We start from the raw sequence: 14,919 nt of genomic DNA, 5'->3' as shown, positions 1-14,919 counted from the left end.
CTGCTGCCAGAGGTGACCGAGGCATTCATACAGTTGACCTTTATTCGTATCATGATCCGGCGACTTGCTGAGTTTGAGCGGGAGAAACAGCTTGAATCAGCAGCCTAGCGGCAGCCTTACGCTTTCCAGACAGTCTCTAAGTGCCTCGCCTGCCGCTCTGAACGCAGCAGAATGTTTCCCAAAGCTTCCGGGCTACTGGTCTAGGCCGTGTGCAGAGAAGAACCGCCCGGCCTGGCGCGGCCCCCTTCCAGACCGCTCAGTGGCCCAGGATCTTGCTCAGGAAGGCTTTGGCCCGCTCGTGCTTGGGGTTGGTGTAGAACTCCTCCGGGGTGGTGTCCTCGACGATGTTGCCCTGGTCGAAAAACACCAGCCGGTCGGCGACCTCGCGGGCAAAACCCATCTCGTGGGTAACCACCAGCATGGTCATGCCGCTGCCCGCCAGGTTCTTCATCACGTCCAGCACCTCTTTAATCATCTCAGGGTCGAGGGCCGAGGTGGGCTCGTCAAACAGCATCACCTTGGGGTCCATCGCCAGGGCGCGGGCGATGGCGACGCGCTGCTGCTGGCCGCCGGAGAGCTGGGCCGGAAACTTGCTGGCCTGCTCCTCGATGCCGACCCGGCGCAGCAGTTCCAGGGCACGTTCCTCGGCCTGGGCCCTGGGCACCTTGCGCACGCGCATCGGCGCCAGCGAGACGTTTTGCAGCACGGTCAGGTGCGGAAACAGGTTGAACGACTGAAAGACCATCCCGACTTCGCGGCGAATGGCGTCGAGATTCTGGCCGTCCCTCAGTTCGGTGCCGTCCACGACGATGGTGCCCTTATCGTGGGCCTCCAGGCGGTTGATGGTGCGGATGAAGGTGGATTTGCCCGACCCCGACGGCCCGATGATGACCACGACCTCGCCCGGCTGCACGCTCATGGTGACGCCGCGCAGGGCGTGGAAGGCCCCGAAATGCTTGTGAACGTCCACGGCGTTGATGATCGGCTCACCGCCCTGAATGTTGGCTCCGTTTCTGGTTTTACTGAGCGGCATCGAGCTGGGGTTGGCGGTCATGGGATTCTCCTTGCTGCTCAAGAAGTGCTGCTCAAGAGGCTTCCCGGTCTTCAGGTGGCCAGATGTTCAGGAAAGCCGGGCGGTGATTGGACGTATGGTTAAAAGTGGAGCACCGACGCGGCGGCCAGCGTGGGTTGGCCCAGATCGAGTTGGCCCGCATCGAGTTGGCACTCGCCCAACCCAGGCTCTAGCCTTTCATTATGACCGCTCCCGCCCTGCCGCTGCTGATTCTCACCCCGCATTCGAGCGGCGCCCTGCCACCTGGAGTCTTGCTGGACATGCTGGGTGAGGCCGCCTTCGACACCGCCCAACGGGGGGCGTTCCTGCGCCAGATTTTTCTGGACGGCGACCCGTACACCGACCTGATCTACCACGTGCCGGGCGCCCGGCAGCTCTGCGCACCCTGGAGCCGCTTCGCCGCCGACACCAACCGGGACCGGGACGATACGGGCGACAACGGCGTCATCAAGCTGCTCAGTTTTGGCCGCCAGCCACTGTATCCGCCGGGGTTCACGCTGACGCCGCAGGCTCGCGAGGCCAGGCTGAGCGCCGTCTGGGACCCGTATGAGGCCAGCATTGTCTCGGTGCTGAGCGGCCAGCGACTGATGATCGTGGGCCACAGCATGGCGCCGCTTGGCCCGGCCCTGGGACCGGATACCGGCTCGCCGCGCCCCGGCATCACGCTGATGCTGGGATTGCCGGAAGCGCCGTCGCTGCCCACGCCACACTGGGAGGCGGTGGAGGCCGCTGCCAACGAAGCGTTCGGGCCGCTGCTGGCCGGTGAGCCCTCCCACCGGGTGGCGGTGGGCGAGCCCTGGGCCGACGACGGCCTGAGCGTGCGCCACTCGCGGCGCAGCGGCGTTCCGGCCTTCGGCATCGAGGTCAACGCCGGGCTGTATCTGAGGGGCGGGCAGGTGCGGCCTGGGCAACTGGCGAGGTTGAATGCGGCATTTGGAAGGTTTGCGAGGGCGGCGCTGGAGATCATGTCCTGAACCGGTGAGCGTCGAGTGGGCTTTGGCAGGTTAGACTCCGGACATGAGAACGCTTCTGGCCCTCGCCCTGAGCCTGTCTACAGCCAGTAGCCTGTTTGCAGCCAGTGCAGCGCCCCTCCTCACCCTGCGGGCCGCCCCCGTCTACGAGATGAACGGCAGGCTCAGCGGCCTGACACTGGTGGTCAATGCCCGCCTGCCAGACGGCTCACCGGCCCGTACCTCACAACACGACTGGACCATCAGCGGGCCGTGGGGCACACGGCGCTGGCGCGGCCCGGCCCCCGACGGGTTCGTGTGGATGACCGGGGAAAGGGAAGGCTACCTGCCCGGCGAGTACGTGTTAAGTGGCACCCTGGACGGCCAGGCGGTCAGGCAGGTGCTGACGGTGCGCCCGGCGCCGCCGACCATGCCGGTGCCGCGAACCATCCCGGTGATGGTGACCAGCGATTGGCGTGCCCCGTTTTGTCAGGGCGCCTTCCCGTGCTGGCGGCAGCCGTTGCCGGACGGACGGGGCATGCCCGCCAACAATCTGCTGTTCAGCGTGGACCTGAGCGCCGCCGAGCAGAAGAACCTGATGGTCGCCCAACTCATCACGCAAGCCGGAGATCAGAGCCTTGGCCTGCTCATCAAGCGGCGCGGCGGCCACCTCGACTTCATGGGATTGCCCGACAGCTTCCTGAACGTGCGGGTGGCCCTGTGCGCCAGCCTCTACAACGTCCCCGACCTGTATGCTCCGGCCTCGGCGCCGCAGCAGGCGCTGCGAGCACACAAGGTTTGCAGCCAGAATTTCAAGCACGGTTACGTGGCCCGAAACGGCTGGGTCGATGTGACGGTGCCCTACGACGTTCTCCGGAAGTGGTGAGCCGATAATGGTGAATCTGTGGCGGCGGTGAAACGTGCCTCTCCCCTCTCCTGGCTGCGCCCCGCCTGGCTGGCCCTGACCTTCCTGACCACGTTGCCGCTGCCGCATGTCGGTGAGGTCAGGGAAGGCGAATTCGCCCGTGCCAGCGGTTTTTATCCCCTGGCCGGGTACGCGGTGGGCACGGTAGCCGGACTCATCTGGCTGGGCTGCGCCGCTGCGGGCGTACCGTCGGGCGTGGGCGCGGCGCTGGGGGTGGCCGCCTGGCTGGCCGTCACCGGCATGCTGCACTTCGACGGCCTGGTGGACGCCGCCGACGCCCTGTTCGTGATGAAGTCGCCCGCCGAGCGGCTGCGGATTCTGGGCGACGTCCACATAGGCGCCTTCGGGCTGGCAACGGGCGTGGTGGCGCTGCTGCTGCGCTTCTCGCTTCTCGGTGCGCTGGGCACGAGCTGGAATGCCCTGGGCATCACCGTCACGGCGGCGGTGGCGGCGCGGCTGGCGGTCCTGGCGCCCATGAACCTGTATCCGGCGGCGCGGCAGGAGTCGCTGGGCGCCCGCTCGCGGGAAGGCAGGTGGCCGGTGGCCTGCGTCTTAGCGCTGCCCACGCTGACACTGCCGCACGCCTGGGCCGGATTCGTGGCGGCGGGGGTGGCGGCGCTGGCCACGGCAGCCTTCGCGGCGCGGCGACTGGGCGGCGGGATCAACGGGGACGTGTACGGCGCCTGCATCGAGGTGGCCGAGCTGAGCGCCCTAACCGTGCTGGTGACGCTGGCAAGCCGACTGTGAATGGGCGGGTGTAGGTGCTCGATCTGTACCTGATTCGCCACGCGCAGACCGAGCGCAACGCCCAGGGCCGCTACCCGGCAGCGGGGGAAGATCCGGCGCTGAGTGCGGATGGTGAGACGCAGGCCGGACGCTTGCCCCTGATCCCAGGCGACCTGTGGAGCAGCCCGGCGCGGCGGTGCCTTCAGACGGCGGCGCTGGCGAGCTATCCGGCGCCGCGAGTCGAGTCTGCACTCCTCGAAGCCGACTTCGGCGTGATGGCCGGGCACACCTGGGCCGAGCTGGAAGCAGAGTACGGCGACGCGCCCCGGCTGTGGACCGAAGGGCTGGCCGACCCGACTTCGGCGGCTGGCCCGCCCGGTGGGGAGAGTGGCGAGCAGTTTCATGACCGGATTCAACGTTGGCTGGGCGAGTTACCTGACACCGGCTCGGTCGTCGCCTTCAGCCATGCGGGCGTGATTCTGGCGGCGCTGAGGCTGTGCCTGAACCTCAGCGCCGCCAGCGTCCAGCACGCAAAGGTGACGCACCTGCGGCGCTCCGGCGGAACCTGGTGGATAGAGCGGTTGAATGGCTGAGGGCCGCCGGGTCGCCCCGGACGCTGTGCTAGCCTGAGCGCGCCGGGTGTCTGGGCCGCGTAGGTCAGACTTAATAATGGGGAAGCCAGTGAGACTCTGGCACTGTGGCGCAGCGGTGAGCCAGGCTCTGTTGAGGGGTCGGCAAGTCCGAATACCTGCCCGGCTGGGTCCGCGACTGAGTGTCGCAGGCCGCCTCCCGCTACAGGAGGCCGGACACGGGAGCAAGCCGCCCGCGTGCTGGCCGCTCGCCCAGCGACCCTAGTGCCCGTCGCCCGGTGACGCTCATTTATTGCACCCGGAGTCCTATGCCCCGTTTTACCCTGAGCTTGATAGCTGTTTCCCTGTTGAGCACCGCCGCCGCCACCGCTTACCCGATCACCGTCACCGACGACACCGGGCGGCGCGTAACGCTGGCCAGAGAACCCATGCGGATCGTGGCGATGCTGCCCAGCCACACCGAGACGCTGTTCGCCATCGGCGCAGGCGGCAAGCTGGTGGGCGTGGACGTCTACAGCAACTACCCGGCGGCGGTGGCCAAAATCAGCAAGGTCGGCAGCGGCTTCGAGCCGAACATCGAGGCGATAGTGGCGCTGAGGCCCGACCTGGTGCTGGTCGACGAGGGCAGCAGCTCGCGCCTGGCCGAGAAGCTGATCGCGGCGGGCCTGACCGTCTACGGCGGCAGCGCCCAGACCTACAACGAGGTCTTTGGCAAAATTGCCGTGCTGGGCAAGCTGACCAACCGCGAAACCAACGCCACACGGCTCATCACCTCGCTGCGCAGCGAGCTGAATACCCTCCAGGCCAGCGTGGCCGGGTTGCCGAAGGTCAGCACCTACTTTGAAGTGGACCCGACGCCGTATGCCGCCGGGCCGGGCAGCTTCATCGGGGCGCTGGTCAGCAAGGCGGGCGGCGTGAACATTTTGAGCGCCAGCCTGGGCGACTTTCCCAAGATCAGCCCGGAGCTGGTGGTGGGGGCCAGCCCGCAGGTGATCGTGGGCGCCGATCTGGCGGACGTCAAAGCCCGCAGCGGCTGGAACACCATCCGGGCCGTCAGCACCGGACGCGTCTACAAGCCCACCAGCGAGCAGGGCGACACCCTCTCGCGCCCCGGCCCCCGCTTGCCCGACGCGCTGCGGGCACTGATCCGGTTTCTGCACCCGGAAGCGAAGGTGGCGGCCAAATGAGCGACTCGGAGCAGCCACTGACCACAACCCAGCGCCGCGAGGCCGCCATGCGCGAGCTGACCGAGCAGCGCGACAACCACCAGAAACGCGAGGGGCTCAGCAAGGGGCGGCGCGGGCTGGTGATCGTCAATACCGGCGACGGCAAGGGCAAGAGCACCGCCGCGCTGGGGCTGATGCTGCGGGCTTCCGGGCGCGGGCTGCGCACCAAGCTGTTTCAGTTTCTCAAGCACGAGGGCGCCCGCTTCGGTGAGCACCGCATGCTCGACGTGCTGGAGGTGCCGTATCAGGGCCTGGGCGACGGCTTTACCTGGCGCTCGCAGAACCTGGACAACACCGCCGCGCTGGCCGCTGAGGGCTGGCAGCAGGCCAAGGCCGCCATCCTGAGCGGCGAGTTCGACCTGATCGTGCTCGACGAGTTCACCTATCCGCTGACCTACGGCTGGGTCGACTGGGCCGAGGTCAGGGCCACGCTGGACGCCAGAGACCCCGATCTGCACATCGTCATCACCGGGCGCGGCGCCCTGCCGGAATTAATCGAGTACGCCCAGACCGTCACCGAGATGCTGCCGATCAAGCACGCCTACGATCAGGGCATCGGGGCGCAGGCGGGCATCGAGCACTGAGCGGATGCCGACATGACCCTGATTTTTGTGACCGGCGGCGCCCGGAGCGGCAAGAGCAGTTTGGCGGAGAGGTTGGCACTTCAGCACGGCGGCGATCAGGTCCGCTATCTGGCCACCGCCCAGGTCTTCGACGATGAAATGCGTGACCGAATCGAGCGGCACCGTGCCGAGCGGCCCGCGAGCTGGCAGACGCTGGAAGTGCCGCTGGCCGTGCCGGAAGCGCTAGTGGCGCTCAGCGGCGTGGTGCTGCTCGACTGCCTGAGCCTGTGGGTCAGTCACCTGCTGCTGAGCGGACTGGAGGACAAGCAGATTCTGGAGCGGGTGGATGCGCTGCTCATCGCCGCCGACGGCAAAACCCTGATCGTGGTCAGCAACGAGGTCGGCTCCGGCATCGTGCCGGACAATGCGCTCGCCCGGCGCTACCGTGACCTGCTCGGCTGGGCCAATCAGCGGGTCGCGGCGGCCTCGAACGAGGCGTACCTGACGGTCAGCGGGCTGAAGGTGCGGCTGAAGTAGCGAATGCCTGCTATTTGCCCAGGGTCTCCAGCCGCGCTTGCGCCGCCTGCATCGCCTCGTCCAGTTCAGGGGCGGCCCCGGCGATATCCGGATCGGCTTTTTGCAAACGCTCGGTCAATTTCAGCACCCGGCGCAGCTCAGGGGCGGTGCGGGCGGCGCCCAGGGCTTGTTGCAGCTCCAGGTTGAGGGTCATTTGCAGCTCGCCGCGCAGCCAGTCGGCCCAGTCGCTCTCCGGGTCCAGGCCCTCCAGAAAGGCGCCCCGGTAGAGTTTTTGCGCCGCGCTCAGGTCCGAGTCGGCCAGGGCGCGGCGCAGGGCGCTCAGATCGAGGCCCAACTGCACGGCGCCGACGCGGTAACGCGGGTGTCTCAGGGTGTCGTCGAGCAGCAGGATATCCGGCCCCAGCACGACCCGCAGCTCCTTGACCGTCACCTTGAAATGGGCGGTCATCTGCACTTTGTCAAAATCGGGAAACAGCACCGCGCTCATGTCGTTGCGGCTGTGGCCCGGACTCAGGTGCAGGTAGCACAGCACCAGCAGCGCACTGGGCGAGAGTGCGCAGGGCTGGCCGTCCAGGGTGGCCGCGCCGGGGCCGAGCAGCCGCAGTTCGAGCCGGGGCAGCGCTGTCGTCTGGATGGGCGGCGCCTGAGTCAGCGACGCTGCGTCCTGAAGCGACACGGCGTCCTGAAGCGATACGGCGTCCTGAACTGAACCCTGATCTGTGCCTGCCAGTGGTGGGCCTGCCAGTGGTGGGCCTGCCGGTTCCGCATCGGTCCATTCCGAGTCGGTTCGTTCGGACTCGGCCCAGTCCAGCGTGCTCAGCAGCGACTCCATCAGCGGCGCCAGGTCGGGTTCGAGCAGCGCGTGGACGCTGAGTTCGCCCAGCTCCTGCCAGTCGGCGCCGTAGACGCGCTGGTCCTCCACCGTCACCAGATGCGCCAGGGCGCGGCTCAGGATGACCAGACCGCGCACGGCCAGACCAGCTTCAAGGTGGTCGCCCTGAAGCCGGGCCTCCTGGTAGCAGGCGTCGGCCAGGTGCAGTTGGGCCCGCCAGTACAGCAGCGGGTGGGCCTCCCGCACCTCCTCGGCGCGTTCCAGATCGAGGATGGCCTGGGGGTACTGGCGCTGGCGGCGCATCAGGATGCCGCGCAGCACGCTCAGCATCGGCGGCAGACCTCTGGGGGTGCCCAGTTCGTAGAGGGTGTACATGGCCTGGGCGTGCTGTCCCTGGCAGCTGAGGGCGTCGGCCAGGTGCGTGACGGTCCACAGCCGCAGCTCGGAGTCGTGCAGCGCATACGCCTCTACGGACAGCGCTTGCAGCCGCGACGCGTAGTCGCGCTGGCTGGCACCGGGCTTCGCCGAGAGGGCGCTCAGCTCGGCCTCGGCGCCCAGCCGCAGGGCGGCGGGCCTCGGCAAGTCGGCGTCGCTGTAGTGCTCGGCGCTGAGCACCTCACAGGCCGCCTGGAGGCTGAGTTGGGCCTGTGAGCGGCGCCCCAGCCGGGCCTGGACCCGGCCCAGATCGCGCAGGGCCAGGAAGCGGGAGAGCGGGTCCGGGTCGCTGGGAAGCGCCGCCACCGACTCCAGGGCGTAGCGGTGAGCCGTCTCCAGCTCGCCGAGGTGCAGGTGCATCTGCCCCAGCACGCGGGAGAGCCGGGCGCGGCGGTGGGCTAGTGCCTGGGTCAGTGGGTAGGCGCCGTAGCCGGAGCGGCAGCCGTTCAGGCCGGAGCGGACCTCACCGAGCCGGAACAGCGCCACGCCCTGTGAGCACTGCGCCAGGCAACGGAGTTCGCCGTCTGGCAGCTCAGCAACCGAGGTGTCGAGTTCGCGCACCGCCGCGCCGAACTGCCCGATGACCCGCAGCCAGTTGCCGTAGGCCAGCCGCGCCTCCGGGTCGCCCAGCGCCAGCCCCCGCCGCAGCGGCAGCTCGGCCTCGAAGGTGCGCCCGGAGCGCAGATACGCCTGACCCAGTTGGCGCCAGGCGGCGGCGTCGCCTGGGGGCGCGTGTTCCAGCAGGGCGGCGGCTCGCCGGTACTGGCCGCATTCCAGCGCCGTCTGTGCGGCCAGGGCGTCGAAGGGGGGCACGGCGGTGTCTGGGGTCAAGGTACTCCGTCCTGTGGTGGGCAACATGAAGGTTGTGCGGCGCTTTGTCCGTGACGGGCGGGCGGGTTGTCACGTTACCCTGGAGGCGTGATGTGTTCGCCGCCGCTTCGCAGCCTCCAGTTTACGCTTCCCCCGGTCAGCCGGAGCGGGCCTTGAGCAGCCAGCCGGTCGCGCTGATCGTGAACGTCAATGCCCGGCGCGGCGCCCAGGCGCTCAGCGAGGCGACCACCCTGCTGCGCTCCAGAGGCGTGGCGGTTCGTCCGCTGGCCACCGCCGATCAGGCGCAGGCCGACGCGGCCCTGCGCTCGGAGGTGCAGCGCGGCGCGGCTTACGTGGTCGTAGGCGGCGGCGACGGCACCCTCTCACACGCGGCGGGGCTACTGGTCGGCAGCCGCACGGCGCTGGGCGTGCTGCCGCTGGGCACCGGCAATACCTTCGCCCGCAGCGTGGGCGTGCCACTGAGCCTCTGGGACGCCGCCAGGATCATCGCCGGGGGCAGACAGGCGCGGGTGGACGTGGGCCGGGTCGTCATGGGCGGCGCGGGCAGCCCGACCACCGAGCAGGTCTTTCTCAACAGCGTGGGGCTGGGCTACTCCGCCGAGATCGCCCGGCAACTGGGCGGCGAGACAAAGCGGCGGCTGGGTCTGCTGGCCTGGCCCGTCGTCGGTTCGCAGGTGATGTTCGGCCACCGCCCGCTCGATCTGGACCTCAGCCTGGATTTGGAATTCAGCCGCGATCTGAACCTCAGTGCTGGTGAGCCCGGCCAACAGGCCCTGCGGCGGGTCCGCAGCCACCAGTTGCTGATCGCCAATGGCCGCTACGTCGCCGGTCCCCTCAAAGTCGCGCCTGACGCCGCCGTGGACGACCACCGGCTCGATATTCTGAGTTTTGGCACCACCAGCCTGGCCAGCGCCAGCGCCGCCGCCCTGCGCTGGGCACTCGGACGCGGGGGGGCGGCGCTAGCGGCCCGGCAACTTCGCATCCGCAGTCGCCGGGGGCCGGTCTGGGTCAGCGTGGACGGCGAGGTGTCGCGCTGTGCGGAGCTGGAGTTGTCGGTCCAGCCGAGTGCCCTGTCGGTGCTGGTGCCAGACGGGTTCGAGGGCAGCGAGGTCTAGCTGAAACTCATTCAGTTGTCGCCGCAGGCTTGATGAACGCGGCGGTGTCGTAGTAGGTGCGGAACGCCATCACAAACTGGCCGTCATGCTCGATGACGCTGACGCCCCGGTATTCGATGGACGCGCCGCCCTTGAGCTGGCCCCTGCCGACCCATTCCATCAGACCCAGCTCGCCCGCCTGGCCGTGGTGGCTGAACTCGCTGCGGATGGTCTCGAAGTCCCCCAGGTAACGCTCCCAGAACTGCTGGGCGCCGTCCGGGCCGCTCCAGTGCTGGGTGGTCAGGTTCTGTAAGGTCACACCGGGGCCGTGCAAGGCCAGCAGCGCAGTGAGGTCCCCGGTCTCCTCGGCGGTGTTCAGGGCGGCCATGAAGTTCTGGGTCAGCGTGGCTTCAGTCTGGGTGGCTCCGGTCTGGGTGGCTCCGGTCTGGGTGGTCATGTTCAGAGTTCAGCATCGCGGGCGCGGCGCAAGCGTAAGGCTTCTCGCAGGGTAACGGGACGATGATCCATTGGTGGCTGGACGGTGAAGCCGGGCTCAAGCAGGCGGCAAGTGGCGCTCAGGCTGCCGCGCAGGCCAGACCGGGCAGGTATTGTGTGGGGTGATGACCAGCTCCGAGACCTCCACCCAGCCAGGTTCAGCCCAGTCAGGTTCAGCCCAGCCAGGTTCAGCGCCTGACCTGCCCGTCAGCGCGGCTCAGCCCTCACGCCCGGAGCTGAGCCCCAACTTCATCACCGACGTGATCGGGCGCGACCTGGCCAGCGGCAAATACCCCAGCGTCGTGACCCGCTTTCCGCCGGAGCCCAACGGCTACCTGCACCTGGGCCACACCTTCGCCAGCTTTCTGGACTTCCAGACGGCGCTCCAGTACGGCGGGCGCTATCACCTGCGCCTGGACGACACCAACCCCGAAGGCGAGCGCGTGGAGTACGCCCAGGCCATTCTGGACGATCTGGCCTGGCTGGGCTGGCGCTGGGACGAGCAGACCCTGTTTTACGCCTCGGACAACTTCGGCACCTACTACGACTACGCCGTGAAGCTCATAGAGCTGGGCAAAGCCTACGTGGACAGCGTCAGCGGCGACGAGATGGCCCGGCTGCGCGGCAGCGCGACCCAGGCGGGCCGCCCCAGTCCGTACCGTGAGCGCAGCGTGGCGCAAAACCTGGAGCTGCTCGCCCGCATGCGGGCCGGGGAATTCCCCGACGGCGCCCATGTGCTGCGGGCCAAGATCGATTTGAGCAGCGCCAACATGAAGCTGCGCGACCCGGTGCTCTACCGCATCCGCCGCGCCCACCATTACCGCCAGGGCGACACGTGGTGCATCTATCCGCTCTACGATTTTCAGCATCCGCTTCAGGACGCCCTGGAAGGCGTGACGCACAGCATGTGCAGCCTGGAATTCATCGACAACCGGGCCATCTACGACTGGCTGATGGAGACGCTGGCCTTCAGTCCCCGGCCCCACCAGTACGAGTTCGGGCGCCGCAGCCTGGAGTACACCATCGTCAGCAAGCGCAAGCTGCGCCGCCTGGTCGAAGAGGGCCATGTGGCAGGCTGGGACGATCCCCGGATGCCGACCCTGCGGGCCGTGCGCCGCCTGGGCGTGACCCCGGAGGCGATTTTGAAGTTCGCGGCCAGCATCGGCGTGAGCCGGACCAACCGCACCGTGGACCTGGCCGTCTACGAGAACGCCGTGCGCGACGATTTGAGTCCCCGCTCTCCCCGCGTGATGGCCGTCACCGACCCGGTAGAGGTGATCCTTCGCGGCCCAGACGGCGCCGGGCTGACTCCCCAGACCCTGACGCTCCCCTACTGGCCGCACGATCTGGTGCAGGCCAGCCCCGACGGCCTGATGGCGCTGCCCAGTGGCGTCCGGGTGAGCGCCGAGCTGGCCGGGCGGCCCGTGACGCTCTCCGGGCGGCTGTACATCGAGCGTGAGGACGTGGCGCTGAACCCGCCCAAAGGCTTCAGGCGCCTGACCCTGGGCGGCGCGGTGCGGCTGCGCGGCGCGGGCGTCATCCGGGCCGACGAGATCGAGGTCGACGAGGCTGGGGATGGGCGGGTCGTGCGGGTGCTGGCGACGCTGCTGGCTGATCCGGAGACTGGCCGCTCGGCGCCGGGCGAACAGCTCCGCGCCGCCGGGGTGATCCACTGGGTCGACGCGGGCACCGCCCTGAGCGCCGAGTTCCGGCTGTATGACCGCCTGTTCAGCGTGCCCAACCCCGACGGCGCCCAGCCGGATGAGTTGCCCGTGGATGACGGTGAAGCAGGCCCGGAAGGCACAGGCCAAACGGTGAGCAGCGACTTTCTGCGCTTCCTGAATCCGCACAGCCTGACGGTCACGCAGGGCTACGTCGAGGCCAGCGTGGCGCACGACCCGCCCGACACCCGCTACCAGTTCGAGCGGCAGGGCTACTTCTGGCGCGACCCGGTAGACAGCCGCCCGGAGGCGCTGATCTTCAACCGGATCATCACCCTGCGCGACGCCTGGGGCAAGGCGCCGAGGGCCGAGGCGGTTCGGCTCAGAAGTAAAGACCAGACTAAGAGCCGCAAGCCCGACGCCCCCACCTTCAGCCCGGAGCAGACCGCCGAGGTCGCCCGCTTACGTGCCCTCGGCGTCACCGAGGCCGACGCCGCCGTGCTGGCCCGCGACAGGGTGCTGCTCGACTTTTTCAGGAGCGGCTTCCCTGGTGACAGCGTAGGTTCTCACGCCGGACAGATCGCCGCCTGGACGGTGGGCGACCTGGCCCCAGCGCTGCGCTCAGGAGACTCGAAGGTGCGTTCCAGCGACCTGGGTGCCCTGGCGTCGCTGCAAAGCGCGGGTCAGATCAGCAACCGGATGGCCAGGGAAGTGCTGGCCGAGGCGGTGGTGTCGGGCGAGGCGCCTGCCGACATCGTGGAGCGGCGCGGCCTGAAAATGCTCAGCGACACGGGCGCCCTGGACAGCCTGATCGGTAGGGTGCTGGCTGCCAACCCGGACAAGCTGGCGGCCTACCGCGCAGGCAAACTTGGGCTGATGGGCTTTTTTACCGGCCAGGTGATGCAGCTCAGCCAGGGTCAGGCCGACCCACAGGCAGTGGCGACGCTGCTCAGGGCCAAGCTGGATAATCCGGTTGAATAAATAAGCGCGCTGAGCGACAAGCTGACCCGTCAGCGGCTGGACGCCTGGCTCATGCGCGTGCTGGAGCGGGCCGAAACCGGGTAAGCTGGGCCATGCAGACCCGCACGCTTGGGCAAGATGCTGTTCGCCTGGCCCGGCTCGCCCGCCTTCAAGAACCGCACATCGCGCCGCTGACGGCTTACGTTGACCGTATCCGCAAGACTACCGATCCCCACGAACCCTACTGGGCGCCGTATTTTGACCCTGACAGCGGCGGTCTGGCCGCGCAGGTGCTCCTGCTAATGGAATCGCCCGGCCCACAGGTCAGCCAAACCGGCTTCGTGTCGCTCGACAACCCCGACGGCACCGCCGAAAACCTGTCCATGCTGCTGCGACTCGCGGGGCTCTCCAGAAGCAAGATCCTGATGTGGAACAGTTTTCCCTGGCAACTCAGCGCCGAACGGGTCGTGATGCCGACTGACGAAAACCTGGAAGAAGCTGCTCAATACACTCTCGAACTGCTCTCGCTGCTGCCCGCGCTGAAAGCCGTCGTGCTGGTCGGCAGCCGGGCGGCACGAGGCTGGCAACACGTCAGGAACCCGCCAGCCCTGACGGTGCTGAATTGCCCGCATCCCAGCCCAGTCAATTTTGGTCCCAAACCGGGAGCTGCCGCGCTGGCGCTCTCAGTGCTGGGGCAGGCCCGAACGCTGATCGGACAACAAAAAAGCGCCCTTTCGGACGCTGATTACAAGACTATAGCGTGATATTCCCTCGGAGTCAAATTTATGCAGCCGATCACCTGTTCTGTGGAAAGCCCAGATCGATCTTGCTGCTGCTCGGCTCCGGCCAGCGCGAGGTGATGACCTTGCTGCGGGTGTAGAACCGAACGCCGTCGGGGCCGTACATGTGCGTGTCGCCGAAGAGGCTGGCCTTCCAGCCGCCGAAGCTGTAGTACGCCACCGGCACCGGAATCGGCACGTTGACGCCGACCATGCCGACCTGACACTCGAACTGGAACTGCCGCGCCGCGCCGCCGTCGCGGGTGAAGATGGCGGTGCCGTTGCCGTACTCGTTGTCGTTGATGAGGCGCAGCCCTTCCTCGTAGCTGGGCACCCGCACCACGCACAGCACCGGCCCGAAGATCTCGTCGCGGTAGGCGTCCATCTGCTCGGTCACGTGGTCGAGCAGCGACACGCCCAGGAAGAAGCCGTCGCCCTCAAAGGTCTGCTTCCGCCCGTCCACGACGACGGTGGCGCCGTCCGCCTCGGCGCTGGCGATGTACCCGGCCACCTTGTCGCGGTGCTCACGTGAGATGAGTGGCCCCATCTCGTTGGCCGGATCGCTGCCGGGGCCGACTTTCAGACCGGGCAGGCGCGAGGCGATGGCCTTCACCAGCTCGTCGCCCACCTCACCCACCGCCAGCACCACGCTGATGGCCATGCAGCGCTCGCCCGCCGACCCGTAGGCCGCGCTCACGGCGGCGTCGGCGGCCATGTTCACGTCGGCGTCAGGGAGGACCAACATGTGATTTTTCGCGCCGCCCAGCGCCTGCACCCGCTTGCCGTGCTCGGTGCCCTTCTGGTAGATGTAGCGGGCAATCGGCGTGCTGCCCACGAACGACACCGCCGCGATGTCGGGGTGCTCCAGAATGGCGTCCACCGCCACCTTGTCGCCGTGGATGACGGTGAACACGCCGTCAGGAATGCCAGCCTGTTTCAGCAGCTCGGCCATGAATAAGCTGGCGCTGGGGTCTTTCTCGCTGGGCTTGAGGATGAAGGCGTTGCCGCAGGCCAGCGCATTGCAGATCATCCACAGCGGGACCATCGCCGGGAAGTTGAAGGGCGTGATGCCCGCCACGACGCCCAGCGGCTGCTGGATGCTGTAGACATCGACGCCCGTGCTGGCGCCCTCCGAGTAGCCGCCCCTGAGCAGGGTGGGAATACCGCAGGCGAAATCCACGTTCTCGATGCCGCGTGCGATCTCGCCCAGCGCGTCGGCGTGGACCTTGCCGTGCTCGCGGGT

At 68.0% G+C, this 14,919-nt stretch carries 14 protein-coding genes and 1 riboswitch; of the genes, 10 read left to right on the top strand and 4 right to left on the bottom strand.

What is annotated here, in order from left to right:
* Positions 1–256: 256 nt before the first annotated feature.
* Positions 257–1,033 carry an amino acid ABC transporter ATP-binding protein gene (locus Q0R23_RS16665; protein ID WP_366520447.1) on the bottom strand — a complete coding sequence of 259 codons (777 nt, stop codon included), beginning with the start codon at positions 1,031–1,033 and terminating at the stop codon, positions 257–259.
* Between the two features lie 221 nt (positions 1,034–1,254).
* Here Q0R23_RS16665 and Q0R23_RS16660 point away from each other — a divergent pair, with 221 nt between their 5' ends.
* The 7 genes from Q0R23_RS16660 to cobU all read left to right on the top strand — a co-directional run bounded on the left by Q0R23_RS16660 (position 1,255) and on the right by cobU (position 6,589).
* Entirely contained in the window at positions 1,255–2,046 is a 792-nt protein-coding gene (locus Q0R23_RS16660; protein ID WP_293914815.1) for an N-formylglutamate amidohydrolase, read from the top strand.
* A 43-nt stretch (positions 2,047–2,089) separates the two neighbouring features.
* Positions 2,090–2,908, top strand: a complete 819-nt coding sequence (locus tag Q0R23_RS16655) for a hypothetical protein (protein ID WP_293914814.1) — start codon at positions 2,090–2,092, stop codon at positions 2,906–2,908.
* 27 nt (positions 2,909–2,935) lie between these two features.
* A complete protein-coding gene (locus Q0R23_RS16650; protein ID WP_293914812.1) occupies positions 2,936–3,694 on the top strand; it encodes an adenosylcobinamide-GDP ribazoletransferase in 759 nt (252 codons plus the stop codon).
* A 14-nt stretch (positions 3,695–3,708) separates the two neighbouring features.
* Positions 3,709–4,266: a histidine phosphatase family protein gene (locus Q0R23_RS16645; protein WP_293914810.1), complete on the top strand. Its 558-nt coding sequence runs from the start codon at positions 3,709–3,711 to the stop codon at positions 4,264–4,266.
* A 27-nt stretch (positions 4,267–4,293) separates the two neighbouring features.
* Positions 4,294–4,444, top strand: a riboswitch (cobalamin riboswitch).
* A 127-nt stretch (positions 4,445–4,571) separates the two neighbouring features.
* Entirely contained in the window at positions 4,572–5,450 is an 879-nt protein-coding gene (locus tag Q0R23_RS16640; protein ID WP_293914808.1) for an ABC transporter substrate-binding protein, read from the top strand.
* Positions 5,447–6,073, top strand: a complete 627-nt coding sequence (gene cobO, locus Q0R23_RS16635; protein ID WP_293914806.1) for a cob(I)yrinic acid a,c-diamide adenosyltransferase — start codon at positions 5,447–5,449, stop codon at positions 6,071–6,073. Before Q0R23_RS16640 ends, cobO begins: the two co-directional genes overlap by 4 nt.
* Before the next feature lie 12 nt (positions 6,074–6,085).
* Entirely contained in the window at positions 6,086–6,589 is a 504-nt protein-coding gene (gene cobU, locus Q0R23_RS16630) for a bifunctional adenosylcobinamide kinase/adenosylcobinamide-phosphate guanylyltransferase (RefSeq protein WP_293914804.1), read from the top strand.
* A 10-nt stretch (positions 6,590–6,599) separates the two neighbouring features.
* Here the strand turns inward: cobU and Q0R23_RS16625 are convergent, their stop codons facing one another.
* A complete protein-coding gene (locus Q0R23_RS16625; protein WP_293914803.1) occupies positions 6,600–8,687 on the bottom strand; it encodes a hypothetical protein in 2,088 nt (695 codons plus the stop codon).
* Between the two features lie 92 nt (positions 8,688–8,779).
* Between Q0R23_RS16625 and Q0R23_RS16620 the strand changes: the two genes are divergently transcribed.
* Positions 8,780–9,802 (top strand): diacylglycerol kinase family protein, encoded by a 1,023-nt coding sequence (locus Q0R23_RS16620; RefSeq protein ID WP_293914802.1) that lies wholly within the window; start codon positions 8,780–8,782, stop codon positions 9,800–9,802.
* Between the two features lie 7 nt (positions 9,803–9,809).
* Here the strand turns inward: Q0R23_RS16620 and Q0R23_RS16615 are convergent, their stop codons facing one another.
* Complete coding sequence (locus Q0R23_RS16615) at positions 9,810–10,238, bottom strand: nuclear transport factor 2 family protein (RefSeq protein WP_293914800.1); 429 nt, start codon at positions 10,236–10,238, stop codon at positions 9,810–9,812.
* Between the two features lie 163 nt (positions 10,239–10,401).
* Between Q0R23_RS16615 and Q0R23_RS16610 the strand changes: the two genes are divergently transcribed.
* Together Q0R23_RS16610 and Q0R23_RS16605 are read left to right on the top strand one after the other, a co-directional pair.
* Entirely contained in the window at positions 10,402–12,918 is a 2,517-nt protein-coding gene (locus Q0R23_RS16610; protein WP_293914798.1) for a glutamine--tRNA ligase/YqeY domain fusion protein, read from the top strand.
* A gap of 92 nt (positions 12,919–13,010) precedes the next feature.
* The gene (locus Q0R23_RS16605; protein WP_293914797.1) at positions 13,011–13,661 is read left to right on the top strand and encodes a uracil-DNA glycosylase; all 651 of its coding nucleotides are present in this window, start codon (positions 13,011–13,013) and stop codon (positions 13,659–13,661) included.
* Positions 13,662–13,692: 31 nt separating this feature from the next.
* Here the strand turns inward: Q0R23_RS16605 and Q0R23_RS16600 are convergent.
* A partial coding sequence (locus Q0R23_RS16600) for a CoA-acylating methylmalonate-semialdehyde dehydrogenase (RefSeq protein ID WP_293914796.1) occupies positions 13,693–14,919 on the bottom strand: 1,227 nt, incomplete at its 5' end.

The sequence above is a fragment of the Deinococcus sp. genome, from assembly GCF_025362455.1.
Classification (GTDB): domain Bacteria; phylum Deinococcota; class Deinococci; order Deinococcales; family Deinococcaceae; genus Deinococcus.
Note: the sequence above shows the minus strand (reverse complement) of the source record. Positions and strands in the feature narration are given on the sequence as shown.

Coding starts and splice junctions, on each gene's coding strand:
- Q0R23_RS16615 (WP_293914800.1), bottom strand. CDS start 10,238: ATGACCACCCAGACCGGAGCCACCCAGACCGGAGCCACCCAGACTGAA.
- Q0R23_RS16655 (WP_293914814.1), top strand. CDS start 2,090: ATGAGAACGCTTCTGGCCCTCGCCCTGAGCCTGTCTACAGCCAGTAGC.
- Q0R23_RS16665 (WP_366520447.1), bottom strand. CDS start 1,033: ATGCCGCTCAGTAAAACCAGAAACGGAGCCAACATTCAGGGCGGTGAG.
- cobO (WP_293914806.1), top strand. CDS start 5,447: ATGAGCGACTCGGAGCAGCCACTGACCACAACCCAGCGCCGCGAGGCC.
- Q0R23_RS16660 (WP_293914815.1), top strand. CDS start 1,255: ATGACCGCTCCCGCCCTGCCGCTGCTGATTCTCACCCCGCATTCGAGC.
- Q0R23_RS16610 (WP_293914798.1), top strand. CDS start 10,402: ATGACCAGCTCCGAGACCTCCACCCAGCCAGGTTCAGCCCAGTCAGGT.
- Q0R23_RS16605 (WP_293914797.1), top strand. CDS start 13,011: ATGCAGACCCGCACGCTTGGGCAAGATGCTGTTCGCCTGGCCCGGCTC.
- Q0R23_RS16640 (WP_293914808.1), top strand. CDS start 4,572: ATGCCCCGTTTTACCCTGAGCTTGATAGCTGTTTCCCTGTTGAGCACC.
- cobU (WP_293914804.1), top strand. CDS start 6,086: ATGACCCTGATTTTTGTGACCGGCGGCGCCCGGAGCGGCAAGAGCAGT.